The following is a 25,811-nucleotide window of genomic DNA, read 5'->3' as shown; positions in this document are numbered from 1 at the left end:
TTAATAAGACTATAAATAGTGTATCACACTAAAAATACACAAAAATGAAGTGTTTTTTTCTTTCTTCGCTTTTTTTGTTATAGTGAACGTGGTTAAAGTGTACACCGACCACAGAATAAAAGCGGAAGGATGATTTGAACGTGACAGATATTATATTAGCTACACATGGCTCATTGGCCAATGGATTAAAAGAAGCAGCTGAAACCATCATGGGTCCAATTGATCATATGGCTTGCTTTCATTTAACCATGGATAAGAGCATCGATGCATTTACTGAAGAGATCCTGCAGGCCCTCGATAAGTCGGAAGAAAATGTCATCGTATTTACGGATTTATTGGGCGCGAGTCCTTTTAATGCAACAGCCCGAGGAATCAGTGAATTCTCAAATAAAAATATCGTTTGTATCACAGGTGTCAATTTGCCCATGGTATTGGAATGTGTGATGAAAAGAGACGAATGGGATGCGTATCCATTGAGCGAATATTTGCTTACGTTAGGGAAAGATGGCATTACGGATCTTTCTTACAAAAAAGTGAATGAGGTGAATCATGAGTAATATTGTTTTAGCAAGAATTGATGATCGATTAATCCATGGCCAAGTCATGACGGCATGGGTGTCGTATGTTGGTGGTAAAGAAATAGTAATCGTAGATGATAAAGTGGCTAAGGATCCTTTCTTAAGTACGGTCATTGCGGGTGCAGCCCCAAAAAATTTAACGGTACAGACATTGACTGTGGATCAAGCAGCGGAATATTTATTGAAAAATCGAAGTGCAGAAAATGTGATCTTACTAGCGAAAAGTCCAGAAACGTATTTGGATCTGATCAATAAAGGCGTCGATATTTCTGAAATCAATCTGGGTGGCATGGGTTCCAAACAAGAACGAAAAAAATTATATAAAAATATTGCCGTGAGTGATTCGGAGCGCGATACATTCAAGGAATTATTAGTAAAAGGAGTTCATGTTTATATCCAGGTGGTTCCAAATATGGAATCTGTAGAATTAAAAAAACTTATTTAAATTAGGAGGAAAGAGAGATGAATATTACTATTGTTCAAGCTATTTTGATTGGTTTGATTTACTACTTAGGTGCGAATGGTACGCCTTGGTTTACCGTAAACTTAGGTTGGGCTTTCCGTCGACCTATGATGCAAGGTCTAGCAGTTGGTTTGGTTCTTGGTGATCCTGTGAAAGGATTGATTGTTGGTGCGGCTATTAACGTCACGTATTTGGCTCAAATTACTGCAGGTGGTGCACAAACGATGGATGAAGGTTTGGCTGGTACTGTAGGTACAGCCATTGCGATCTTATCGAATACATCGGCAGCGGTGGCCGTTAGTTTGGCTGTTCCTATTTCACTATTAGGCAACTTGATCTGGATGATCTATATGACTGGCGATATTTTTATTGTCCATCGTGTGGATAAGATTGCCGAAACTGGCGATGTCAAAAAAATTATTTTCTGGAATATTGTGCCAAGTCAGATTTTTAAGGTGATCTTATATACGGTACCCGTTGCGGTTGCCGTTTATAGTGGTACGGGTGCGATCACGAGTATTTTGAATAGTTTACAAGGAACACCGGTGATCGATTGTTTGACCACAGTGGGTACGATTTTGCCGGCATTAGGTATTGCGATGAACTTTAAGGCCATCATTTCAACGATGGGAAATAAAGCGTATTTGTATTTCTTATTGGGATTCCTCATGTTGTCTTACTTCAAATTGCCATTGTTGGTCATTGGTATGTTGGCTGTGATTTTAGCGATGTTGACCAAAACCGCTTCGGAACAAGCAGAATAAGGAGATCCGAATATGAGTGAAAATAATGTAGTGAAAAATGAAAAGAAATTAACAAAAAAAGATATTTTTAAATCCTATCTGATTTGGACATTCTTCAGTCATAGTACCTATAACTATGAACGTATGCAAGCAACAGGTGTATTACATGCTCTCGCTCCTTGTTTGGAAAAGCTATATGGCAAAGATACGCCAGAAATGAAAGAGGCTTGCAAACGTCATATGGAATTCTTCAATACCGAGCCAAACCTAGGCGGTTGTATTTTGGGTATGACCTTGGCTATGGAAGAACAAAAAGCCAATGGACAAGATATTGATCCAGAAATGATCTCTAGTGTAAAAACTGGTTTGATGGGTCCATTAGCGGGTGTTGGTGATACGATTTGGCAAGGTACATTATCACCAATTGCGCTGGGTATTTTATTAGGCATGGCCCAAACCGGAAATTTCGTGGCTCCTATTCTTTATGTGGTCATCATTGCTGTTGTCTTATTTGGTGAAGGATATTGGTCATACATGAAGGGCTACTACAGTGGTCGTGAAGGAATCACCAAGATCATTAGTAGTGGTTTGATCAAAACGGTCACCGAAAAAGCAACCATTGTTGGTTCAACGGTATTGGGTGGTTTGGCCGCTTCGTATGTAACAGTTAAATCTGGCTTGGTCTTGAAATTGAGCAGTGGAACATTCAATCTACAAACGGATGTATTTGATACCATCTTCTTAAATCTATTACCACTTTGTGTCACATTATTGACTGTTTGGATGTTGCGTAAAAAGATCAATGTCAATTGGATCTTGGTCATCTTGATTTGTATTGGTGTTGTAGGCACATTAATTGGATTCTTCTAAGTCGTATGCGAATTATTTTGAATGCCGATGATTTTGGGAAAACGCATGAATCCAATTTGGGTGTGGTCTATGCGATGCAAAATGGATTTTGTTCACAAACATCGGTCATGATCAATTCCAATTATTTGGATGAAGCTATTGATCTAGCGCAAAAATATGATTTTATGGACAAAGTTGGTTTGCATATCAATCTGTTTGAGGGAACGCCTCTAAGTAAGCGAATTCGTTCCTTAAAACACTATGCTCGTTATGATATGTTTGATTATCGGCCTGATTTTACGCGTAAATATTTTGCACGTGAAGTCGATATCATTCAGGAAGAATTGGAAGCACAGATCCAAAAGTATTTGGCGTCGGGATTTACTTCTATGAATATCGATTCCCATCATTGTGCCTTTTATGATATGTCCGTGTTAGAAGCGTTATTACCTTTATTAAAAAAGTATCAATTTCAATCGATGCGTTTTATTGGGAATAGCTATTTTAATGGATCCGCTTTTCGTGATCATTATGGACATCGATGGCTTCAGAAATTTGGGGATCTACAAATTAAACATCCTGATTATTCGAGTAGTGTGGCCACATATACCAAAAATTTAAAGAATAAGGAATCCATATTGTTGGAATCCAATGCAGCGGAAGTGTATGTCCATCCTGTATTGATTGGTCATCGTTTGATTGATGATTATACCGGTGGACGACATATTCCGGAAAGTTTCCAAGCATGTGGATTGGATCAAGAAATTTTTATTACTTCAAAGGAGATATGAATATGAAAAAAGCAGAAACAACATTGCGAATGGCAAAAACAGGCGTAATGGCTGTAGTTCGAGTCAATACCGTAGAGAGAGGACTCGAAATTGCCCAAGGATGCATTGATGGTGGAGTAGACGTAATGGAAATTAGCTACACCAATGCCAATGCAGGGGATGTGATCCAAAGTATCAAAGCCAAATATGGTAGTCGCGTTTGTGTGGGGGCAGGAACGGTCTTAGATGCAACAACCGCTCGTTTGGCCATTATGAATGGAGCCGAATTTATGGTGGCACCCAATTATGAACCAGAAGTCATGGAAATTGCGAATTTATATCAGGTTCCCTATGGGCCGGGTTGTACCACATATTCAGAAAGCTTGAATGCGTTAAAGGCTGGTGCTGCCTTTATCAAAGCTTTCCCAATTTCTAATTATTATGGGCCGAACCTAGCGAAGGCATTTAAAGTACCTTGTCCACAATTGCCTGTATTAGCGAGTGGTGGTGTAAATTTGAAGAATGCGAAAGATTGGATCAAAAATGGCGCTGAAGTACTTGGCGTTGGTGGCTTGTTGACCAAAGGTGAAGCTTCCCAGATCAAAGAAAATGCACAAGCACTGATTCGTTTGGTCAATGAAGCACGAGACGAGATGGTTCAGGCATGAAAGTACTGATTACGCCTCGTGGCTATGCTCGATATGGAGCCAAAGCCCAAAAACATTTGGAATCGTTAGGCTTGGAATTGGATATCAATGATACGGGATCTCCTCTATCATCGGATGTATTCAAAGCAAAAGCAAAAGAGGCCGACGCGATCATTGTTGGTGTAGACCAGATTGATGCGGATTTGATTGATGCATGTCCCCATTTAAAGATCATCGTAAAATTTGGTGTGGGAACAGACAATATTGATGTGGCGTATTGTCAACAAAAAGGCATTCAGGTAGAGCGTTGTATTGGGACAAATGCGAATGCGGTTGCCGAATATACCATAGGCATGTTGTTTAATTGTGCCCGAATGCTTTCAACAAATGTTTCGGATGTCAAAAAAGGGGAATGGAAAAAACCGACAGGTGTAGAACTATCTAATAAAATGATTGGAATCATTGGCTTTGGTCATATTGGCAAATTGGTAGCGAATATGGCAAATGGCATTGGCATGCATGTACAAGTGTATGATGCATTTCCTATTCCTTCAGAAGCATTGGAACTATGCAAGGCCAAACAATGTACATTATCAGAACTCCTCCAAACTTCCGATTTTATTACTATTCATGTCCCTTTAACGAAAGAGACGACCGGTTTAATAGGTATGCAAGAATTGAAAACAATGAAAGAAACCGCAATCCTTGTCAATGCATCTCGTGGCGGAATCGTTAAGGATAAGGATGCATTGGAAGCCCTCAAACATAAGGAAATAAAGGCCTATGCAGCGGATGTATTTGAAGATGAACCACCTACAAAGGAAGGTTGGCAACAAGAATTACTCGCATTGGATTCGTTCTATTTAACGGCGCATATTGGTTCTCGATCTCAAGAATCTGAAATCAATACTGTGAATCGGGCAACCGATATTTTATATAACTTTTTCTCTTCTCTACAATAATAGATAAAGATGCAGATGATTCTATCATTTCATCTGCATTTTTTAGTTCATAGTGGTCTTCCATATACGTTTCAATAGGAAGATTATTGTTGATTCTTAGGAATATTTTCATAAATAGAGTTATACAATATATTAATTTCAGTATCGGTAAATTCCAATCCTGAAAGCTTTGGCTGTATGGATAAGGATTGTTTGATGATGTGAGAAACATCTTCATCGGTTGTTTCAACTTTCGTGTATTGCCGATTGGAATTTATCGTTTTATCGATCATACAGTTTGCGTGGAAAAGGAAATCCACGATGATACGGTTATTCAATTCAAATTGAACATTTTGGGCAATAAATAATAAACATTTGTAGAAAATTTCATTGGTTTTCGTAACATCGATAGATGGAAATAAACTGCTAAAAAAGGTCAAATCGGTATCTCTATCTTTTTTTTGATTTAACGTGCTTTTGAGTAAATAAGAATTGATCTTATTTTGATTCATCAAGTAGCCACTGCTGCTAAAAAATGTATCATAGTTGGTAATTTGCGAAGCCGTATATAAGGCAAATGCCGATACCGCAGAAAAGGAAAACAATTGTATTTTCAACTTTAATACAAGCTGACTGTCCAACAAAGTAAGCGGGTAGGAATCTACAAATAAAGTCATCCCTTTTCCTCGGTTGATCATTTCAATTAGGTGAGCGATATGATTTCGGAAATCTTTTAAAGATCGTGTTTCCCATTGTTCCGTATAATCAATGGAATAAAAGCGATGAGAATGGGAATATTCATTAAATTTATCGGCATAGTTCTCACTTGTGTTGTTGTGGTGGCAAATGATCAATGATGGCACTTTAGTATCATTGACAATTTCCAATGCTTGTTCAATGATGCTTTGAATCAAAAATTTTTCAGTTTCCATGATCTTAAAGTGATTTTTCATCTGCACGTAATATTGCACGACATTGGACATATTTTGAGTAGATCGGGAGATCTTCAGCTTATTATTTACTTTATACTTTAAGATCGATATCCGATTATCGACAAATTCCTGAAGGATCTGGCAAGTGAGCTTTAGGATATTTGGATCTTTGGCTAAAGGACTATCTTTTAATTTTTCTTCAAAAATATTGTCAAAAGAATCAAATTGGAAATCATTCAAAGAGGATGTACATTTGATGAACATTTCAAACACATCAAAATCTTGATCGATGGATTCACTGAGATACAATTGATCTGATTTACTGAAATATGTATCTTGGAAAGATTGAATAGAAGTATTCGGAGAAATATCGATTATTTCTGGTAAATTGGACATCAATTGTTTGGTTGGCTCGGAATAATTATTGATAGGGCGAAAATGATGGCTTAAATGTTGTGAGTTTAAATCGATGGTCTCTTCATTATTCTCAGAATAATATAAGTTTTTAGCTAAGAACTTATATGTTTCTTGATAGAGCTCCTGACAATTTAGGTTGTAATCATAGTCGATAAATTTAGCGACTTGATCCGTGTGTAAGATTAATGCATGATTGGTTTCTTTGGCAAATTGAATGATCAAAGAAAGAAAGAGCAAAAAGATTTCTTTTTTTGGTCGTTCTTTTAAGTTGGGAATTTTTACCTTGGTAGGTATGATCAAGTTAGAGGTATTAAGAATCACACTTGGGTATACAGCTAAGAAAACCAATGGTTGATTCAATTTATGATTTTTATATTTCAATGATATATCATGGACAAATGTCGTGATGTAGTCAATCGTATTTTCGTTGATGTCATCAATATAAATGATTGGGAAAGCTTCTACATGCATTTGATTGATGATTGAATTTTTATCGTTTTTTAAATAATGAGCACTACAAAAATAGATGGATTGTGCTTGTTTGAAAATATTTTGTTGGTGGGCAATGGCAAATAAAGACTGCACAATAAATTTCTTTCCCGTTCCTTTTTCACCGACAATTTCAAGAATCGTTACATTTTTTGATGGCGGTAGGAAAAAGTAAGGAGCCAGACGTTGAATCGCAAAATAGAGCGAACCATCATTTTCCATGCCTACGATTTGAGATAATTGATTGCTGTTTACCACATTGGAAGTGTGGATGTAATTGGTGATGGAATCCGTTTTTAAGATGATTTTTGGTAATTTTATAGATGGATAGTATTTTAGGACAACTTCTCGGGATATATAAAGAGTTGGTCTGCCTTCGATCTTGATCAATTGATTTAATGTAAATAATTTGTTTAAAATTCTTGATACATTCGAACGATCAATAGACAGATCCAGTGCAATGGAATAGGCGCTGCAGTCATCAAAAGTAAATGTATTGTCTTCAATATGAGTAGTCGTGTATTTTTCGACTACTTTTTTTATTTGTTCTTGGCGAGTTGATTTATCCATGAGGTCCTCCTTATTGATATAAGCGCTTACAATTTGTTGAAAAAAATCGGTATTTTTTCGTGTGATTTTTTATGAATTCTTTCTTTGTAGCTTGATCAAATGTGTAACTTCATTGTAGCACAAAGTGTATATATTTGTGATTTAATGTGTATAAAATAAAAAATATGCTTTATATAAAGTGAAATAAAATGTTACACATTAAAAAATCCATGAATTTGACCATGTAAAATATCCATGTTAAAAGTAAATTGCGCAAAGCAAATGGCTTGAGCCCAAATCGATACGAAGTGAGGTGAATAATTTGCTAAAAGAAAAAATTGCGATCGTCAATGTGAACAGTTATGGTCGAGATTTTCCCGAGTATATTCAATATCTGGAATCCGAAATTGGTCCTGTTCAGAAGTTTAGTTTTGATCAGGATGTATCTTCCAAAGAATTAGCGAACCAATTACGTGGATATCAATACATCATATTAGGAACGCATCCAACTTTGAAAGCTAAGTTTTTTGATTTGGATCCAGATGTCAAATTGGTGGCCCGACATGGTCTTGGCTACAACAATATTGATCTGGAAGCAGCCAGAAAACATGGTGTATATGTCACCAAGGAAGCCAAGATCACTGAGCAGGATGCAGTCGCAGAAATTACGATTGCATTGTTGCATGCCGTAGCACGGAACATCTGTGTGGCCAATCGCATGGTCCATGAACAGGAGTGGGGCGTACATCGTGAACGATTGATGGGTGTACAACTTCGAAACAAAGTCACAGGAATCATTGGCTATGGCAACATCGGTCAAAGAGTGGGGGACATCATGAAACAGGGGTATAACAATCAAATTCTTGTCTTTGATCCATTCTTGCCAAAAAAAGTGGCCCAAGAGAAAAATGTGACTCTATGTGATTTAAAGTATGTTTTAGAACATGCCGATATCATTTCATTGCATTGTAATTTAACCAATGAAAATGAACATTTGATTGGCAAAGAAGAATTGGGATGGATGAAACCATCTGCAATCTTGCTCAATTGTGCCCGAGGAGCATTGGTGGATGAAGCAGCTGTGGCCCAAGCCATCGAAAATAAAGAATTGTATGGGTATGGTGCGGATGCATGCATCCGAGAACCCATCGAACCGACGAATCCTCTCTTGAAATTGGATCGCGTGGTATTGTCTCCGCATGTCGGTGTGTATAACTTAGAGTGCACTAAGGGAATGAATCAAAAAGTGTATGAAGATATTTTAAATGTACACAATGGAAAGCGTCCGAGCGAGATCGTAAATGGATTGTAGGTGATAAAGAATGATACGAGATGAAGTAATTCAAGCTATTGAAGAAAATAAAATTATTGCGATTACTCGAGGAATTTATGATGAAGAATTGAGAAAATTAGCAAAAGCACTGGTTGATGGAGGCATTCGTTGTTTCGAAATCACATTTGATCAAACAGATCCTCATACAGCAGAAACCATCACACGTAATATCAAAATGTTAAAGGAACAGTTTGGCGATGTTTTGAAATTAGGTGTTGGAACGGTTCTGACAACCGAGCAGGTACACATTGCCAAAGAAGCAGGAGCTGAATTTATTGTTTCGCCTAATTTCAATGAAGCTGTTGTGAAAGAAACATTGGATGTGGGCTTGGTATCTATGCCAGGGGCTATGACGCCTTCGGAAATTTGTGCGGCGGATGAAGCAGGAGCCGACTTTATCAAGTTATTTCCAGCAGGAACATTAGGCATCAAGTATTGCAAAGATATTTATGCACCTCTTCATCATGTGAAATACATTGCAACAGTCAGTGTTACAGAAGAAACATTTAAACAATATTTGGATTTAGGATTTGCAGGAGCTGGTATCTCTTCGCGTTTGGTCGACAAAAAATTACGCGAAGAAGGCAATTATGCTGAATTGACAAGAAGAGCGCAAAGATTTGTAGAAATAGCAAGTAAATATTAATAGGAGAACATATGGACAATTTAAAACTAACTAGAATTGATTTTCGTTTAATTCATGGACAGGTAATGACACGTTGGGTCAAGAAATATGATATTGAATCCATTGTTGTCATCGATGATCGTTCGGCAAAAAGCCCGATCATGAAGAAAATTTTATTAAATGCGGCACCACATGGTGTAAAAGTTGAAGTTTTAACTGCGGATGATGCAGGAAAACGTTGGAAGGAAGAAAGTTTTCCAACAAATAATTTATTGATTTTGTTTAAAACACCTGCAGGAGCTGCCAAAGCTTATGCTGCCGGTGTGAAATACCCATCATTACAAGTTGGTGGAATTGAAGGAGCGGGAAACAAGGTGAACATTTGCCGAAATATTGTGATGTCACAAGAAGATGTAGATGCCTTGAAACCGATGTATGAAGATGGTGTAGATATTTTCTGTCAGCCAATTCCGGAAGATAACAAAGTACCATTTAAAACAGCTCTTGAAAAATTCCAGTAACTATGAATTTGGGGAAGGATTCAAAAATTGAATCGAAATTGCTTACCAGTATTAAAGGAGGAGAGAACAAATGGTACAAGCATTATTAATGGCCTTATTGGCATTGCTTAACGGTACACAAGGACCTACGTTTTGGTACTTCTTCCGTGAACCAGTAATGGCCGGTTTCTGGGTAGGATTAATTTATGGTGATCCTGTACAAGGAACAATGATTGGTGCAACAATCAACATTTCCTATCTAGGTTGGATTTCTGCAGGTGGTGCAAATGCCTCAGACTTATATTGGGCCGGATTACTTGGAACGTTCGTTGCTATCAAAGGTGGTATGGATATTAACCAGTCGGTAGCGTTTGCGGTTCCTATTGGATTATTAGGTAACTACATGCATGTTGCTTATATGACACTTGCTTCGATTTGGCCAGTTCGTATGGACAAATTAGCAGAAAAAGGCGATTGGAAAGGCATTCGTCGTTTACAGGTATTAGGTGGACCTTGCATCGTATTGTTGGTTCGTGTATTGCCAGTATTCTTGATTGCATGGTTTGGTAGTGACTTCATTAAAACGATGATTGCAAGCTTACCAGTATGGTCGATGAATGGTTTGGCAGCCGTTGGTAAGATTTTGCCTGCATTAGGTATGTCCATGTTGTTGAAGTTTATGTGGAAAAAAGAATTGGCAATTTTCTTCATTTTAGGTTTATCCATTGCTGCATATACGCAAATGACTGATTTGTTGTTGTATGCAATCATTGGAGTATGTTTCGCTGTCTTATTGATCAAGTTAGGATTTGGTGAAACAAAGGAGGCTGAATAGGTATGGCTAAATTAACACAAAAAGATGTCAAAAGTGCAATGCATTGGTGGTGGGTCACTTCCCACATGACCTATAACTATCAGCGTCTACAAGCTGGATCTCTAGCCGGTATGATGGGACCAATCCTTGATAAATTATATGATGGAAATAAAGAAAAAGTTTCTGAAGGTTTGGTTCGTCATATGCAATATTTTAATACAGAACCTCGTTGGGGAGCTGTATTGCCAGGAATGGTCGTTGCATTGGAAGAAGGTATTGCCAATGAGGCTGGAGATGATGTGGATGCATCCATGGTCACAGAATTAAAGACCGCATTGATGGGGCCATTAGCTGGTATTGGTGATACGATCTGGGCCGGATTGATCAAACCAGTCATTCTTAGTATCGTCTTAGCATGGGCTGCACAAGGATATATTTGGGGTGCATGGGTATATGGTATCGGTGTAACATTGTTAGACTTCGCCGTTACATATGCCATGTTCAATCAAGGATATAAGTTGGGTGTCAACTCGATCGATAAGTTCTTAGAAGGTGGATTCATTGCGAAAGTAACGACCTTCTTGGGTATTGTTGGTTTGTTCTGCTTGGGTGCAATGATCGTAAAATACGTGACAATTGGTGCTGTATTAACGGTAACGTTGAGTACCGGTAAATTGCAAATTGGCGATATTTTAAATAAGATCTTCCCTTGTATCATACCTTTAGCGTTTACCTTATTAGCTTATCGATTACAAGTAAAAGGTAAGAGCATCACTACTGTATTATTGGTTTTATTTGTCATCGGATTCATTGGTGGAGCCGTTGGATTCTTAGGATAATTCATGTAAACGGGGAAGCCATTCACTTCCCCATTTCGTTATAAGGAAGGAATATATGGTAAATATTTTAATCGTTACACATGGGCCGTTAGCGCAGGCTTTTAAAGAAAGTTCCCGGATGTTTTTTGGCGATGCAGCCGATGCATTGGAAACAATTGGTTTAGCTGTAGGTGAAAGTCCTGAGCAATTAAAAGATGAAATCATTGAAAAGATCGATGCGATGGATACGGGTGATGGAGTTTTGATTTTTGTCGATATTTTTGCAGGTTCACCATTCAATATGGTTGCTTTGGCTATCGATGAAAAAAAAGAAAGCCATCAATTGGAGTGCTTTACAGGGGTAAATATGCCTATCGTGATGGAAGCCTTATCAAGTGCATCGACCATGAAAATGAGTGACTTGAAACAACATTTGAAATCAATATCTAAAGATACGATCGTTGATCTTCGTGCATCCTTAGATATTTAAATATGAAAGGGGCATCCTATGGTATTTGGCATTCAAACAGATATTTTTGAGGATACAAAGTCAAGAAAAATATTTCATATTAAATCCACAAATAAAAATTACTTATTGCAAGATGGCTTGGATTTCAAAGTTCGATTATTACGCATGAACATTGTGGATTCCATATCCTTTGTGTTCTTGTTTAATCTTCTATTTCATCTTCCGATGATATTGAATATTGTCTTTGTGGCTGTGATCTACTTTGCTTATTTATTCTATTTTAATTATAAGATCATGCCTAATTTACAAGAAGCAAAAAAGGTAGAGCGAAAACAACAAATCGTTTCAATCAAAAAAGAAACACCATTTCCTATCGTGGCTATTGGATATTTGTTGATTGGCATGGGATTGATTTATTGTCTTCTCACCCATCAAGTCACTTCCGAAATGATGATCTTAGTTTGTGGCGCAACGATCGTCTCGCTTTCCATGGGGATGTACTATTTGCTCCGTTATGCAAGGTGATGGGCAATGAAGTCAAAAGCATTATTGATCGAAGACAAAAAGAAGCTTTGCTATCGCTCCATTGATATACCTGAAGTTGGTGATTATGAAGTTTTATTTCATACACAAGCTGTTTCTTTGTGTACAGTCGATCGAAGAACATATCTAGGAACTCGAAAACATCCATTTCCTTTTCTAGGAGGGCATGAATGTAGTGGAATCATCGAAAAAGTGGGACGTGGCGTTGTCGAGGTCCAACCAGGTGATCATGCCATCTTTACCTCGGCTTATTGTATGCAATGTCAGTTAGACCGTGAAGGAAAAGGAACACAATGCAAAAATAAGCAAAAAATGCCCCAACGAGCCAATTTACATGGGGGGAATGATCATGGGTGGTGGCCTCAGTGAATACATTGTCATTCCTGCTTGGCAAATCATCAAGATTCCCTTTGATCTGGATTTCAATGCAGGGGCATTGACCGAGCCTTTGGCCTGTACTGTACACAGTATCAAAAAGGCCAATATTCAGTTTGGTGAAACTGTCGTGATCATTGGCTTGGGCATCATGGGCTATTTTCATTTGAAATTGGCCTTGATGAGAGGAGCAAGAGTCATTGTTTCCGAGACAGATCAAAAAAGACAAGAACGAGCACGTGAACAAGGCGCATGGATGGTGATCGATCCTACGAAAGAAAATTTGATCGAGAAAGTACGATTGATAACCAATGGGCTTGGCGCGGATGTGGTCATTAATACGATTCCTAGTCAAGGTATCTGGCAAGATGCCATCGATGTATTAGCACCTTATGGTCGTTTGATCGCCTATAGTTCACAAGATGCAAAAGATAAGATCGGAATCGATTTTGGCATGATCCATAGCAAGGAAATCCAGATCATTGGAACGTTAAATCCAACACTGACGGATAATGAAGAAGCTGTGAAATTAATTGCTTATGGCTTGATCGACATGAAATCAGTTATTGATGCATCCTATCCTTTTGATCAAGGAATTGAAGCGTTTCAAAAGGCAATAGCACCTGGTATGTATCGTGTCGTCATCAGATATTGAATGAGATAGGAGCGATAGATGTTAGTGAATATGAAAGCCATGCTGGAAAAAGCAATGAAAGAAAACTATGCCGTACCAGCATGTAACGTAGACAATGAACATAATTTGAGGGCTGCAATACAAGCTGCAGAAGAAACGAACTCTCCTTTAATACTAAATGTAACGCCCGTAGCTAACCCAGATATCATGTATTTTGGTCGTATCGCAACCGATTTGATTCGTCAATCTAAAAGTTCGATTGCACTAAACCTGGATCATGGGAAAACCTTTGAAGCTTGTATTGCAGGATTGCGGGCGGGCTTTACAAATATCATGATTGATCGATCTACTTTACCATTGGATGAAAATATCGAACAAGTCAAAGAAATGGTAAAAATTGTTCATTCGCAAGGATGTACGGTAGAAGCGGAACTAGGACATGTAGGTTTTGGTCAAGAAGAAAAGGATGATCAATCTGTATTGACAAGAGTGGATGAAGCCATCGAGTTTGTAGAGCGTACCCAAGTTGATGCATTGGCAGTTGCGATTGGTACGGCTCATGGCGTGTATCAAGGTGAACCACACATTCAATTTGATTTATTACATGAATTGCGAAGAGCTATACCGATTCCCTTGGTCTTACATGGTGGTAGTGGGACCGGAGATCAAAATCTAAAACGATGTGCTCATGAAGGCATCAATAAAATAAATTTATCTAATGATTTGAAACGATCCGCTATCGCAAATTTAATTTGCCGGGATTTGTCGGGAAATGAAGTATATAACTTATATCCATTACTAGCAGAGGGGTTCAAGAATAAAATTGAATACTATATTAAACTCTTTGGATGTTCACAAAAGTAAGGTATCGTTTTGCTTTTTTGATCTCGATGGCACATTGTTGGATTCCAATAAATGCATTTCCCATCGAACTTTACATATATTGATCCAAGGTAAAAAAGCTGGCTTGCATTTTGGGATAGCCACGGGACGGGCTTTAAGTTCGGTATACCCTTTGATCAAAAAATATCAATTACAAGCCATATTGGATGTGATCATCGCCAACAGTGGAGCTGATCTCTTATTGTTACCAACGATGAAGCACATAAAAAATGGCTATGTGTCCTTTGATCAAGTCAAAATGATCATTACGTCATTTTCTGCTTTGGAAGATATCAACATTGCTTTTCATAATCCAGGATCTTTGTTTGTGACCAAACAAACTCCATTGATGAAGCAAATTAGTCAAAACAATCAGGAACAAATGGTTTTATTATCCAATGCACAAAAAAAATGGGAAGAACCTGCCCGTGTGATGTTGGAATTTCATCGGCCAGAAACATTGCAAACCATTCTTTCTATGCCAATGCAGAATTTGAAGGGGTATTGGACCGAAAAAAATATTTATGAATTTTTGAATGAAAAAGTATCCAAAGCCAAAGCTATTCAAATGTATGTACGATCCAATGGATCCAATTTAGAACACGTCATGGTATTTGGCGATGGCGATAACGATGCAGAAATGTTAGAAGCATCCTCGTTGGGGATTGCAATGAAGAATGCGAGCAAACAGGCAAAACGAGTTGCCGATATTATTTTGGAACATACAAATGATGAAGATGGAATTTATTATTTTTTGAAAGAATTTATAGAGTAAAAAAAACAGGAGGAAAAACAAATGGGATTACCAGAAACAACATTAAGAATTAAGAAAACCGGAATTTTTGCGGTTGTACGTGTAGAAACAATTGAACGTGGATTAGAAATTGCGAAGGGTTGTCATGATGGTGGCGTCGATGTCATGGAAATCAGTTATACCAATGCGAATGCAGGTGATGTCATTAAGGCCATCAAAGAAAAATACGGAGATGAAATGTGCATTGGTGCAGGTACGGTATTGGATCCAGCCACAGCGCGAATGGCTATCATGAATGGTGCGGAATTCATGGTTGCACCAAATTTTGATGCCCAAGTCCAAGAAATTTGTAATTTATATCAAGTACCTTATGGTCCAGGTTGTACAACCTATTCCGAGGCATTAACAGCGTTAAAAGCAGGAGCTAGCTTTATCAAGGCTTTCCCAATTTCGAATTATTATGGTCCAAGTCTGGCAAAAGTGTTTAAAGTACCATGTCCACAACTTCCTATCTTGGCCAGTGGCGGGGTAAATCCGGAAAATGTGAAAGAATGGGTCGCTAATGGTGCAGAAGCATTAGGTGTTGGTGGCTTGTTGTCTAAGGGAACAAGTGAAGACATTGCCGCAAATGCCAAAAAATTACGTGATGCATTCGAGCAAGCGAAGGCAGGAAAATAATATGGCAACGATTTTGATCACGCCGCGAGGCTATGCAAAATATGGAGCTGCCTATAAAAAACAATTAGAATCGGCTGGCTATGAAGTCGATTGGAATGATACAGGAAAGCCGTTTCCTCGGGAAGTATTTGTAGAAAAGGCAAAGCAAGCAACCGGAATCATCGTTGGTGTTGATTCTTTAGATCGAGATTTATTGCTGCAATGTAAAAATTTAAGATCAATCGTTAAATTTGGTGTGGGTTTGGATAATATTGATTTACCAACTTGTGATGAAATGGGAATCAAAGTAGGGCGTTGTATCGGTACAAACTCGAATGCTGTGGCTGAATTGACAGTGGGTATGATGTTTGCGGCGGCCCGCGATTTAGTTGGAAATGTCATTCATGTAAAAAATCGAGAATGGGTCAAACCAACAGGTTTTGAATTAAAAGGAAAGAATATTGGCATCATTGGATTTGGCAATATCGGTAAAAATGTAGCACGAATGGCAAAGGGAATCGGCATGCATATTTATGCCTATGATATATTTGAGATTCCACAACAAGTATTGGATCAATATGAAGCCAAACAAACGACGGTAGATGAAATATTGACGACGTGTGATTTTATCACTATTCATACACCATTAACAGATGAAACGAGAAATATGATTTCGACGGAAGAATTCAAAAAAATGAAAGATACGGCGGTATTGATCAATGCGGCTCGTGGTGGCATCGTGAATGAAAAAGCTATTTATGAAGCTTTAAAAAATCATGAAGTTCATGCAGTATGTTCGGATGTATTTACTAGTGAGCCCCCTCAACAAGAAGCGTGGATCGATGAGTTATTGGCAATGGATCAATTTATCTTAACGGCTCATATTGCATCCCGTTCACAAGAAGCAGAGATGAATACAGTCGTTCGAGCAACCGAAGTGATGTTAGATCAATTGAAATAGGAGGGATGCAAATGAAGGTAATTATCTTAGGTGCTGGACGAATTGGTCGAGGATTTGTGACACAGATCATGCTTTTGAATCATGTTCAAATTACCTATTTTGATGTCATGGATCCAATGGTCAAACAGTTAAATGAGATCGGATCGTATACCATTCATGTATTGGGCCATCCGGAAAAAGATATCGTCAATACGAATGTAACCGCGTATAGTGCAAATGATATTGAAAAATTGGCTGAAATTTGGGCTGAAGCCGATTTTGTTTTTACCGCATGTGGTGGAAAGAATATGCCATCGGTCGGAAAAACATTGGGCAAAGCATATAAAGCAATGCTACATAATGGGAAAGGTCATGTGACAAATATCATCACTTGTGAAAATTGGATCGAACCAGCATGTGATTTGAAACAAGCGTTGGAAGCAGAATTGGATGAAGATGAAAAAGCAACATTTGAAAAGAATGTGGGTGTTGCTGAAGCCGTCATCCTTTGTACAGGGACAGGTGCACCGGATCCAAGTTTACTTACAAATCCTTTGGATACTTGGATCCAAAACTTCCCTTATTTACCGATGGATAAAGCTGCTATCAAGGGAGAATTACCAAATTGGGAATATGTAGATTTTGTGGATCAGTTTGGCAATTTGTTGACGCAAAAGCTCTATACCAATAACACAAGTTGTGGGTCGATTGCGTATTTAGGCTATTTACTAGGTGAAAAATATTTAGCGGTTGCAGCCAATAGCCCAGAAATAGCACCAATCTTAGATGAAATCTATGATGAGATCAATCAAGCGTTGATTAAAGGAATGGGTATCGATGAAGAAAGTCAATTGGCTTTTTCAAAGCGAGCAAAAGCCAAGTATACCGATTTAGATATTGTTGATCCAATCACGCGAATTGCACGAGATCCATTACGAAAACTAAAGCCCAATGATCGTTTGATTGGCCCAAGCAAAATTGCGTTATCGGTTGGTGTAGAACCCAAAGCAATCGCGCTTTGTACAGCGGCGGCCTTATTCTATGATAATCCCGAAGATGAATCGGCAGTAGAGCTACAAAAAATGCGCATGCAAAATGGAATTGGATATATCTTGGAAAACGTTTGTGGATTGAAGCCGGATGAAAAATTATACACCATGATCATTGATGGCATTCATGAACTCCAAAAACGTGGATGGTTAAAAGAGGAAGTGAATCTATGAAAAAAGCAGTTGTGATTGGTGCTGGACAAACCGGTCGTGGTTATTTGCCGCGTTTTATGTTTGAAAATGGCAATTATGAAATTACTTTAGTGGACAAAAATAAAGAATTGATTCAATTGCTGCAAGAAGATCAAGCGTATTGTATTCATTTTTATTCGAAAGATCGCAAACCACTTTATATCCATGGTATTCATGCGTATTTATCAGATTCAGAAGAAGCTATCCAAGCTATCTACGAAGCTGATTATGTTTTCACTTCAGTTGGTGAACAAAATTTAGGTGATGTAGCCAGACAACTAAAAGCTGGATTGGCAGGTAAAGAAAAGAAAACGATCATCATGACGGCAGAAAATGGAATCAATCCGGGTCGTGTGTTAAAACAACATATGCAAGAAGAAGGCATAACAGCAGAATATGTGATTTCGATGACGGCTGTCTTCTGCTCAACCGTAAAATTGGATAAGACCCGTTTGGATATTTTATCAATGAATGAATATTACTTTCCATTTGATGCCGATGCCATTGATACGATGGATTTTGAAGGGGCCATTCCCATTCATGATTTTGAGAAATTCTTAAAGCGTAAAATTTATACTTATAACGCATTAGCAGGCTTGATTTCCTATTGTGGTTATGTGAAGGGATTTGAAGTGTATGGCGATGCGGCCAATGATCCAGACATTGCCAAAACAATGGATCGTTTACTAGAAGATCTGAATCCTTCTTTACAAGATTATTTCCAAATCACCAAAGAAGATGAAGAAGAATTTGCTCAACGGGCAATGCGGAAAATGAAGAATCGGGATATTCTTGATTTTAATATAAAGAATGGACGTGCGCCGAAACGTAAGTTGGGTCCAACAGAACGCATCATGTCGCCAATGAAAATTTTGATGGATCATCATCGCGATTATCGAATCATGGAATTTGTTGCTGCGGCTGCATTGGTCTATTGGCAAGAAAGACAAGGATTGAATAATGAACCGATGTTAGAGAAAAGCCCAATCGAAACGTTCTGTGAATTGAATGATTTGGATATGGATTCAAAGATTGCGCAAGATGTGCAATATTATTATGAACAAATCATGAAAAATCGTGATCACGTGCAAGTCTTAGACATTATCGATTCAAAGCCTGAGTGAGACAATCTGTAACAGAAAGAGGACGATATATGAGTCAATTATTATGTCCGAGCATGATGTGTGCGGATCTTCAAAACTTACAGCATGAAGTGCATCAATTGGATCAAGCAGGTGTAGACATCTTTCATTGTGATATCATGGATGGCAGTTTTGTTCCTAATTTTGCATTGGGATTGAGTGATGTTCAGGCTATTCGCAAATCGACCGATGCATTGGTGGATGTGCATTTGATGATCGAAGATCCAGCAGATAAGATCGATTGGTTTTTAGATGCAGGAGCTGATTTGATCTATATTCATCCAGAATCCGAAAGATACGTTGTGAAAACTTTGGCACATATTAAAGATCGAGGAAAAATGGCTGGCATAGCTATCAATCCGGACACCAGTATTGAGACAATCAAAGAGATGATTTATTTGTGTGATTATGTGTTAGTGATGACGGTAAATCCAGGATTTGCCGGTCAAAAATTTCAAAAATTTACCATTCATAAAATAAATAAATTGGTAGAAATGAAGAAAGAGTTTGGTTTTAAAATTGTTGTTGATGGTGCATGTTCGCCTGAAGTGATCTTGCATCTGTTAAAAATGGGTGTGGATGGTTTTGTTCTGGGTACTAGTGCTTTATTTGGAAAGCCTGGTACTTATCAACAAATCGTAGCATCATTACGTAAAACCATGCAGGAACTTCCCAATGAAAAATAACGCCATGCTCATTCATGAAAAAGACAATGTCATTGTAGTTTTGGAAGCTATTGAAAAGAATCAAAACATCGTTTACACAAATTCGAGGGGAAAACAGGTCATGCTTTCTCCTCTTCAGTCTATTCCTATTTATCATAAAGTTGCGATTTGTCCAATCCATAAAAATGAGGTTGTCCTAAAATATGGGGAAAAAATTGGTTGGGCAATGCGGGATATCGCAAAAGGGGAATGGGTCCACACACATAATTTAAGTAGTATAGCTAATGAGCTGGAAAGAAAGGCCGATACAGTATGAAATTATTTGGCTATCATCGAGCAGATGGAACCATAGGCATTCGCAATCATGTTTTGATTTTGCCAACGAGTGTATGTGCATCGGATGTGGCGAGCCAAATGGCGGAAAAAGTTGATGGAACGACGGCAATTCATAATCAGTTGGGATGTTCACAAAATGCGTATGATCAAGCATGTACGCTTCGGACTTTAGCTGGTTTGGTTGCCAATCCAAATGTATATGGCGCAATTCTCATCTCATTAGGGTGTGAAAATTGTCAGATGGACCTAATGATCGATGCCATTCGAAAAAGAACCAATAAACCACTTGAAACATTCATTATTCAAAAGTGTGGAGGAGTTGCTTCGGTACTTGATCAAGCCATTCCTAAGGCACAAGCAATGGTTCAAGCTAGCTTAGCAGTACCTAGAATGCCGATTCTTTTATCGGATCTTATACTTGGTACGGAATGCGGAGGTTCCGATCCCACCAGTGGATTGGTAGCAAATCCATTGATTGGCAGGATGTCAGATCATATTGTTGATCATGGTGGAACGTCCATCTTATGCGAAACAACCGAGTTTATTGGTGCCGAACATATTTTGATGAAACAGGCAAAAGATCCTGTTGTTGCGCAAAAGATCAAAGATATTATCTTGCCTTATGAAGAAAGTCAGTTGGCGGTTGGCGAAAATGTAAGAAAAAGAAATCCATCGCCAGGCAATAAAGCTAGTGGGATCACGACGTTGGAGGAGAAATCTTTGGGATGCATCCAAAAGGCAGGCCATCGCGTGATTGAAGATGTATTGGATTATGCACGACCCATTGAACAAAAAGGATTGGTCATCATGGATACGCCGGGTAATGATCCCATCAGCATGATGGGAATGGCAGCAGGTGGATGTCAGATCATCCTATTTTCAACGGGATTGGGAACACCACTTGGCAATCCAATTGTACCGGTCATTAAAATATCAGCTAATCCGCACGTGTCTCATTTTATGAAGGAACATATTGATTTGGATGCCAGTGATGTAATCAATGGAAAGATGACCTTAGCAAATGATTTCCTCACTTTACGGTCTTTATTTTATGAAACGGTAAATGGGAAACGCACGAAAGCAGAGAAAACAAATTGTAATGAGATAGCGATAGCACGTGTGAATAAATATGTGTTTAAGGGAAAAATAAAAGAATACTATTATTGATTCTTAGGTGGATGGATAGATGAATACAACGAATTTTCTTATTTTGTTATTGATCATTGGCGGCTTGGTCGTTGCGAAATCAATGATGAAAAGTCAGGTCAATCGTAAAATTTATCAGAGTTTACAAAATAATGATGAAGCATCGTATATGAAAACTTTAGATAGCTTTCCCTGTAAAATGTCCTATCCGGCCTTTGATAGAGAATTTATGAGATTGACTTTCTACATGAAAAAGAATGAATTAGAAAAAGTACATGATCAAGTTTCCTTCATACAAAATGGAATGAATATCAATGATTCGCAAAAGATGGCCATGTATCGGCAAACTTTTTATTATTATATCAAGCGTGCAAGCTATAAAGATAGCAAGAAGATATTAGAGCAGGCCAAACAATTAGACAAATATCCCAATGTGATTCATGCAATGGAAATTTCATACGATGTCTTTGTAGAAAAGAAAGCCAATCATATCGAGGAAATTAAGAAGAAGTTGGACAACATGCAAGAATCATCTGAAGGAAGAAGTAATTTGGAGTTGATGCTTGGTTTACAATATGCCTATCAGGGAAATCAAGAAGAAGCAAAAGATTATTTTCAGAAAGCATTGGATCACAATGCAGATGTGGCATTGGAACAAGTCATTCATGATGCCATGGGGAAATATATAAAGTAATGTGTGTTTGTACAATGAATCAAAAAACAAGTTATACCGATTGGATCAAGAGGAAATCAAAGAGTAAAATCTTTGGTTCCTTTTTTTGTGGGCTAGATGTGCTTTATTTAATTGGCAAAAGCCTACAGCAGGAAGTAATTGCCAAATGTAGTGAATCGTAAGGCATTGGCATAAAACTAATGATGGAAGGAAGTGGTGTAGAGACCACGAACAAGACACGAAATCTTTTGTGTATATCAATTAGTTCAATTTAGCGTTTTTCTTTTGACTCGGCTTTGAACTTTATGAGAAAAGAAGTAATTCATATAATGACAATAGAAGGAAACGAAAATTAAAAACGAGGACAAAATGATTTGGGATAATTTAAAACAAGAATTGATTTTTATCGATCTAGATGTTGACGATAGAGAAGATGTATTTAAAACAGTTGGTGGAAAATTGACTGAATTAGGTTATACAAAAGATACATATGTTGGAGCGTTGGGCGAACGCGAAAAAGTATTTCCTACGGGTTTAGATGTCGGTGGTATTGGTGTAGCGATTCCGCACACTGACCAAGTACATGTAAATAAAACAGCATTGGCAGTAGCAAAGTTGAAACATCCGGTCATGTTTCATCAAATGGCAACGAATCCAAAAGATAATGTTATGGTTCCGGTTACTTTTGTTATCATGCTAGCGGTTAATGGAAGCAATTATATGGAATTTTTGCAACACGTCATTATGTTGATTCAAGATCAGGATGTTTTGAAAAAACTCGTTAATGCAACTAATGCAAAAGAAATCGTTGAAACAATCAAGAAGAAGGAGGAAACATTATGAGGAAATTTACGATATTATCGGCTTGTGGTACGGGAGTTGCGACGTCTACCGTAGCAGCTAACAAATGTAAAACTTTACTAAAAGAAAGAGGAATCCCTCAGGTAGATGTGATTGAATGCAAAGCAACAGAAATTGTTGCAAAAGCCGATATTATTCATCCTGATTGCATCATTCATACTGCCGAAATTCCAGTTCAAAAGTTAAAAGGAACCAAAACATTCCGTGCGTTGCAATTTATTACTGGCATAGGAGCTGAACAATTAGCCGATGAAATAGCAGATTATTTGAAAACATTAGCATAGAAATAAGGAAAAATAGGAGAGAAAAACCTTTATGGCTGTACTTAATTATATTTTAGGCATGGGATCATCCGTTGTCATGCCAATCATCATTACTATTCTTGGATTGATATTAGGTGAAAAATTCTCAAAAGCATTTCGTGCAGGTTTGACCATTGGTATTGGATTTATTGGTATTAATTTAGTTGTTGGTTTGATGGGACAATATATTACACCGGCGACACAAGCAATGGTTGAACGTTTTGGTTTAAATCTTGAAGTTATTGATGTTGGCTGGCCGGTAAGTTCATCCATTGCATTTGCGACAAATATTGTACCATTCGTATTTATTACTTGCTTTGTTATCAACATTATTATGTTGGCATTTAACTGGACCAAGACATTAGATATCGATATTTGGAATTATTGGCATTTTATTCTAACAGGATCTTTAATTCAATACATGACAGGAAGTATGATTTGGGGAATTATTGGATCGGGTATCACATTTATTATCATTGTTAAATTTGCCGATATGACAGCTCCTTTGGTTCAAGATTATTTTGGCCTTCCTGGTATTTCATTACCACACACAGAAACTGTCAGTTGGGCACCTATCTTTATCTTATTGGATAAAGTGTATGATAAAATTCCTGGACTTCGCAGTGTTAATTTAGATGGTGAAGCAATTTCCGAAAAATTAGGATTCTTAGGTGAACCAATGATTTTAGGAGTCATCTTAGGTGCGGCAATTGGCGTTATGGCAGGTGAAGATCTTGCTGGCGTTGTCACAATTGCTGTAAATATGGCAGCTGTAATGTTTATTTTACCTCGTATGGTATCTATTTTGATGGAAGGTTTAATGCCTTTGAGTGAAGACGCTAAGAACTTTATGAACAAGAGGTTTCCAGGAAAAGAAGTATACATTGGTCTGGATGCTGCAGTTGCAACGGGATCGCCGATGGTCATCTCTAGTGCATTGATCATGATACCAATCACTTTATTATTGAGCTTTATCTTACCTGGTAACAAAGTAATGCCATTGGTTGATTTCTCGACAATACCATTCTTCATGATTTGGCCTGTTGTTGCATCAAAAGGAAATTTATTACGTGCATTGATTTCAGGTACATTAATGATGATTTGTATTTTGTATATTGCTACCGATTTAGCACCAACAGTTACATCAATTGCTAAGTCTGTCGATTTTGCATTCCCAGAAGGAGCAAAATATGTATCTTCATTGGATATTGGAGCTCACTTAGTACCATATATTATTGCTAAAGTTATCAGCATATTTGCTTAATTAGAGGATGACGAATTGATATGCTACTAGAACAAGAAAGAAAACATGTAATTGAAATTGCACTCACAATTCAACGAGAAAAATTAATTCCATTAACATTTGGAAATTTTAGTTTAAGAGACCCTGAAACTGGATATATCTGTATCACACCAAGCGGTATGCCATATGAAACATTACATCCTTCAGACATTGTAGTGGTTGATATAGACAATAACATTGTGGATGGAGAAAGAAAACCATCTATTGAAGCACCGATGCATACAGCAATTTATCGGAAACGTCCGGATGTAAATGGTATTATCCATACACATTCAACATTCTGTACAGCGTGGGCCTGTCGGGATATCGATGGTATGCCATGTATTACTTCAGAAGCTGCTGATTTAGTTGGTGGAAAAGTAAAAGTTGCAGATTTCTGTTTGCCAGGCTCACAAGAACTAGCAGATGTTACATCAGAGGCGATTGGACAAGATAGAGCCGTTTTGATGGGAAATCACGGAGCTATTTGTGTTGATAGTGATATTGATAAAGCTTTAAAAGACGCCATTGTTTTGGAAGAAAGTGCGAAAGTTGCTTATTATGCATTCCAAATGGGTGATGTAAATATTTTAGAAGATCAGATTGCAGAATATATGCGTAAAGATACCGAAAAGAACTATGGTCAACAATAATTAGGAGGGAAAAATAATGCAAGGAAAAATGAAAGCGCAAATGTTTTATGCACCAGGAGACGTACGATTTGAAGAAACAGACATTCCTCAAATTGGGGATGATGAAATCCTTGTTAAAGTTAGAGCTGCTTTGACTTGCGGAACAGATTTGAAGACATATCGTCGTGGTCATCCAACCATCATTCAACATACACCATCCACATTTGGACATGAATTTGCCAGTGATGTTGTTGAAGTAGGCAAGAATGTCACAAAATTCAAAGTAGGTGATCGGGTAGTTGGTGTAAATACAGCTCCATGCTTTGAATGTGAAAACTGTAAAAATAAACAATATAGTTTATGTGAACATCTACAATATTTGAATGGAGCATTTTCTCAGTATGTTGCTGTACCATCGCATATCTTGAAATATAACTTCTTTAAAATTCCAGATGGATTGCCATATGAATATGCTGCTTTGTTGGAACCATTGGCCTGTGCGGTTCATGGATTTGATTCCATCCCTGCCAAAGTAGGTGATTATGTTGTTGTAATTGGGGCTGGTCCTATTGGATTGATGTTCATGGATCTTTTGAACTTGCATGGATGCCGCGTTATCGCAGCCGACTTGTCTGAACATCGATTGGAATTGTCGAAGAATTTTGGTACAATTGCACAAATTAATGCAGGCGCACCGGATTATGTTGAACAAGTAAGAAAACTAACAGAAGGAAAAGGACCGCAAATCGTTGTAGAAGCAACCGGATTCCCAGAAGCATGGGAAAAAGCATTTGAAATGGCTCGTCCAG

The 25,811-nt window shown here is 37.8% G+C and carries 32 protein-coding genes; 31 read left to right on the top strand and 1 reads right to left on the bottom strand.

Features of this window, described 5'->3' with window-relative positions:
* Positions 1 to 140 precede the first annotated feature (140 nt).
* Genes SOS22_RS04465 through SOS22_RS04435 form a run of 7 tightly spaced genes read left to right on the top strand, consistent with a single transcriptional unit; the run spans position 141 to position 5,012 of the window.
* Positions 141 to 557 (top strand): PTS sugar transporter subunit IIA, encoded by a 417-nt coding sequence (locus SOS22_RS04465; protein WP_320596461.1) that lies wholly within the window; start codon positions 141 to 143, stop codon positions 555 to 557.
* Positions 550 to 1,023: a PTS sugar transporter subunit IIB gene (locus tag SOS22_RS04460; protein WP_320596460.1), complete on the top strand. Its 474-nt coding sequence runs from the start codon at positions 550 to 552 to the stop codon at positions 1,021 to 1,023. Before SOS22_RS04465 ends, SOS22_RS04460 begins: the two co-directional genes overlap by 8 nt.
* A 17-nt stretch (positions 1,024 to 1,040) precedes the next feature.
* Positions 1,041 to 1,805, top strand: a complete 765-nt coding sequence (locus SOS22_RS04455) for a PTS sugar transporter subunit IIC (RefSeq protein WP_320596459.1) — start codon at positions 1,041 to 1,043, stop codon at positions 1,803 to 1,805.
* Between the two features lie 12 nt (positions 1,806 to 1,817).
* Positions 1,818 to 2,654 carry a PTS system mannose/fructose/sorbose family transporter subunit IID gene (locus SOS22_RS04450; protein ID WP_320596458.1) on the top strand — a complete coding sequence of 279 codons (837 nt, stop codon included), beginning with the start codon at positions 1,818 to 1,820 and terminating at the stop codon, positions 2,652 to 2,654.
* A gap of 5 nt (positions 2,655 to 2,659) precedes the next feature.
* Positions 2,660 to 3,424, top strand: coding sequence for a ChbG/HpnK family deacetylase (locus SOS22_RS04445; RefSeq protein WP_320596457.1), 765 nt, complete (start codon positions 2,660 to 2,662; stop codon positions 3,422 to 3,424).
* A gap of 2 nt (positions 3,425 to 3,426) precedes the next feature.
* Positions 3,427 to 4,071: a ketohydroxyglutarate aldolase gene (locus SOS22_RS04440; RefSeq protein ID WP_320596456.1), complete on the top strand. Its 645-nt coding sequence runs from the start codon at positions 3,427 to 3,429 to the stop codon at positions 4,069 to 4,071.
* Positions 4,068 to 5,012 (top strand): phosphoglycerate dehydrogenase, encoded by a 945-nt coding sequence (locus SOS22_RS04435; protein WP_320596455.1) that lies wholly within the window; start codon positions 4,068 to 4,070, stop codon positions 5,010 to 5,012. Before SOS22_RS04440 ends, SOS22_RS04435 begins: the two co-directional genes overlap by 4 nt.
* Before the next feature lie 83 nt (positions 5,013 to 5,095).
* Here SOS22_RS04435 and SOS22_RS04430 read toward each other — a convergent pair whose 3' ends face one another.
* Complete coding sequence (locus SOS22_RS04430; protein ID WP_320596454.1) at positions 5,096 to 7,399, bottom strand: hypothetical protein; 2,304 nt, start codon at positions 7,397 to 7,399, stop codon at positions 5,096 to 5,098.
* A gap of 301 nt (positions 7,400 to 7,700) precedes the next feature.
* Between SOS22_RS04430 and SOS22_RS04425 the strand changes: the two genes are divergently transcribed.
* The 24 genes from SOS22_RS04425 to SOS22_RS04310 all read left to right on the top strand — a co-directional run.
* Positions 7,701 to 8,690: an NAD(P)-dependent oxidoreductase gene (locus tag SOS22_RS04425; RefSeq protein ID WP_320596453.1), complete on the top strand. Its 990-nt coding sequence runs from the start codon at positions 7,701 to 7,703 to the stop codon at positions 8,688 to 8,690.
* A gap of 10 nt (positions 8,691 to 8,700) precedes the next feature.
* A complete protein-coding gene (locus tag SOS22_RS04420; protein ID WP_320596452.1) occupies positions 8,701 to 9,357 on the top strand; it encodes a bifunctional 4-hydroxy-2-oxoglutarate aldolase/2-dehydro-3-deoxy-phosphogluconate aldolase in 657 nt (218 codons plus the stop codon).
* 11 nt (positions 9,358 to 9,368) lie between these two features.
* The gene (locus SOS22_RS04415) at positions 9,369 to 9,857 is read left to right on the top strand and encodes a PTS sugar transporter subunit IIB (RefSeq protein ID WP_320596451.1); all 489 of its coding nucleotides are present in this window, start codon (positions 9,369 to 9,371) and stop codon (positions 9,855 to 9,857) included.
* 70 nt (positions 9,858 to 9,927) lie between these two features.
* Positions 9,928 to 10,671 carry a PTS sugar transporter subunit IIC gene (locus SOS22_RS04410; RefSeq protein WP_320596450.1) on the top strand — a complete coding sequence of 248 codons (744 nt, stop codon included), beginning with the start codon at positions 9,928 to 9,930 and terminating at the stop codon, positions 10,669 to 10,671.
* A gap of 2 nt (positions 10,672 to 10,673) precedes the next feature.
* The gene (locus SOS22_RS04405; protein ID WP_320596449.1) at positions 10,674 to 11,489 is read left to right on the top strand and encodes a PTS system mannose/fructose/sorbose family transporter subunit IID; all 816 of its coding nucleotides are present in this window, start codon (positions 10,674 to 10,676) and stop codon (positions 11,487 to 11,489) included.
* 55 nt (positions 11,490 to 11,544) lie between these two features.
* Complete coding sequence (locus tag SOS22_RS04400) at positions 11,545 to 11,958, top strand: PTS sugar transporter subunit IIA (RefSeq protein ID WP_320596448.1); 414 nt, start codon at positions 11,545 to 11,547, stop codon at positions 11,956 to 11,958.
* 204 nt (positions 11,959 to 12,162) lie between these two features.
* The gene (locus SOS22_RS04395) at positions 12,163 to 12,462 is read left to right on the top strand and encodes a hypothetical protein (RefSeq protein WP_320596447.1); all 300 of its coding nucleotides are present in this window, start codon (positions 12,163 to 12,165) and stop codon (positions 12,460 to 12,462) included.
* A gap of 6 nt (positions 12,463 to 12,468) precedes the next feature.
* Entirely contained in the window at positions 12,469 to 12,849 is a 381-nt protein-coding gene (locus SOS22_RS04390) for an alcohol dehydrogenase catalytic domain-containing protein (RefSeq protein WP_320596446.1), read from the top strand.
* Positions 12,830 to 13,510 (top strand): zinc-dependent alcohol dehydrogenase, encoded by a 681-nt coding sequence (locus SOS22_RS04385; RefSeq protein WP_320596445.1) that lies wholly within the window; start codon positions 12,830 to 12,832, stop codon positions 13,508 to 13,510. The genes SOS22_RS04390 and SOS22_RS04385 overlap by 20 nt, the downstream gene beginning before the upstream one ends.
* 18 nt (positions 13,511 to 13,528) lie before the next feature.
* Positions 13,529 to 14,353, top strand: a complete 825-nt coding sequence (locus tag SOS22_RS04380; RefSeq protein WP_320596444.1) for a class II fructose-bisphosphate aldolase — start codon at positions 13,529 to 13,531, stop codon at positions 14,351 to 14,353.
* On the top strand, positions 14,334 to 15,146 hold the full coding sequence (locus SOS22_RS04375; protein ID WP_320596443.1) for a Cof-type HAD-IIB family hydrolase: 813 nt from the start codon (positions 14,334 to 14,336) through the stop codon (positions 15,144 to 15,146). The genes SOS22_RS04380 and SOS22_RS04375 overlap by 20 nt, the downstream gene beginning before the upstream one ends.
* 21 nt (positions 15,147 to 15,167) lie before the next feature.
* On the top strand, positions 15,168 to 15,803 hold the full coding sequence (locus tag SOS22_RS04370) for a ketohydroxyglutarate aldolase (RefSeq protein ID WP_317313563.1): 636 nt from the start codon (positions 15,168 to 15,170) through the stop codon (positions 15,801 to 15,803).
* Position 15,804: 1 nt separating this feature from the next.
* Positions 15,805 to 16,743, top strand: coding sequence for a phosphoglycerate dehydrogenase (locus tag SOS22_RS04365; RefSeq protein ID WP_320596442.1), 939 nt, complete (start codon positions 15,805 to 15,807; stop codon positions 16,741 to 16,743).
* Between the two features lie 11 nt (positions 16,744 to 16,754).
* Positions 16,755 to 17,945 carry a mannitol dehydrogenase gene (locus SOS22_RS04360; protein WP_320596441.1) on the top strand — a complete coding sequence of 397 codons (1,191 nt, stop codon included), beginning with the start codon at positions 16,755 to 16,757 and terminating at the stop codon, positions 17,943 to 17,945.
* Positions 17,942 to 19,087, top strand: a complete 1,146-nt coding sequence (locus tag SOS22_RS04355) for a mannitol dehydrogenase (RefSeq protein ID WP_320596440.1) — start codon at positions 17,942 to 17,944, stop codon at positions 19,085 to 19,087. The genes SOS22_RS04360 and SOS22_RS04355 overlap by 4 nt, the downstream gene beginning before the upstream one ends.
* Before the next feature lie 29 nt (positions 19,088 to 19,116).
* Positions 19,117 to 19,791 carry a ribulose-phosphate 3-epimerase gene (gene rpe / locus SOS22_RS04350; protein ID WP_320596439.1) on the top strand — a complete coding sequence of 225 codons (675 nt, stop codon included), beginning with the start codon at positions 19,117 to 19,119 and terminating at the stop codon, positions 19,789 to 19,791.
* On the top strand, positions 19,781 to 20,086 hold the full coding sequence (locus tag SOS22_RS04345; RefSeq protein ID WP_320596438.1) for a UxaA family hydrolase: 306 nt from the start codon (positions 19,781 to 19,783) through the stop codon (positions 20,084 to 20,086). Before rpe ends, SOS22_RS04345 begins: the two co-directional genes overlap by 11 nt.
* Complete coding sequence (locus SOS22_RS04340; protein WP_320596437.1) at positions 20,083 to 21,273, top strand: UxaA family hydrolase; 1,191 nt, start codon at positions 20,083 to 20,085, stop codon at positions 21,271 to 21,273. Before SOS22_RS04345 ends, SOS22_RS04340 begins: the two co-directional genes overlap by 4 nt.
* Before the next feature lie 19 nt (positions 21,274 to 21,292).
* A complete protein-coding gene (locus SOS22_RS04335) occupies positions 21,293 to 21,946 on the top strand; it encodes a hypothetical protein (protein WP_320596436.1) in 654 nt (217 codons plus the stop codon).
* 348 nt (positions 21,947 to 22,294) lie between these two features.
* Positions 22,295 to 22,768, top strand: a complete 474-nt coding sequence (locus tag SOS22_RS04330) for a PTS sugar transporter subunit IIA (RefSeq protein ID WP_320596435.1) — start codon at positions 22,295 to 22,297, stop codon at positions 22,766 to 22,768.
* Positions 22,765 to 23,070, top strand: a complete 306-nt coding sequence (locus SOS22_RS04325; protein ID WP_320596434.1) for a hypothetical protein — start codon at positions 22,765 to 22,767, stop codon at positions 23,068 to 23,070. Before SOS22_RS04330 ends, SOS22_RS04325 begins: the two co-directional genes overlap by 4 nt.
* Positions 23,071 to 23,101: 31 nt before the next feature.
* A complete protein-coding gene (locus tag SOS22_RS04320) occupies positions 23,102 to 24,352 on the top strand; it encodes a PTS galactitol transporter subunit IIC (RefSeq protein ID WP_320596433.1) in 1,251 nt (416 codons plus the stop codon).
* Between the two features lie 20 nt (positions 24,353 to 24,372).
* Positions 24,373 to 25,023: a class II aldolase/adducin family protein gene (locus SOS22_RS04315; protein WP_320596432.1), complete on the top strand. Its 651-nt coding sequence runs from the start codon at positions 24,373 to 24,375 to the stop codon at positions 25,021 to 25,023.
* Positions 25,024 to 25,039: 16 nt separating this feature from the next.
* Positions 25,040 to 25,811 (top strand): zinc-dependent alcohol dehydrogenase (locus tag SOS22_RS04310; RefSeq protein WP_320596431.1); only part of this gene is annotated, 772 nt, incomplete at its 3' end.

The organism is Absicoccus sp., from assembly GCF_034090965.1.
In the GTDB taxonomy this organism is placed as follows: domain Bacteria; phylum Bacillota_I; class Bacilli_A; order Erysipelotrichales; family Erysipelotrichaceae; genus Absicoccus; species Absicoccus intestinalis.
This window is presented reverse-complemented; position numbering and strand designations above follow the sequence as displayed.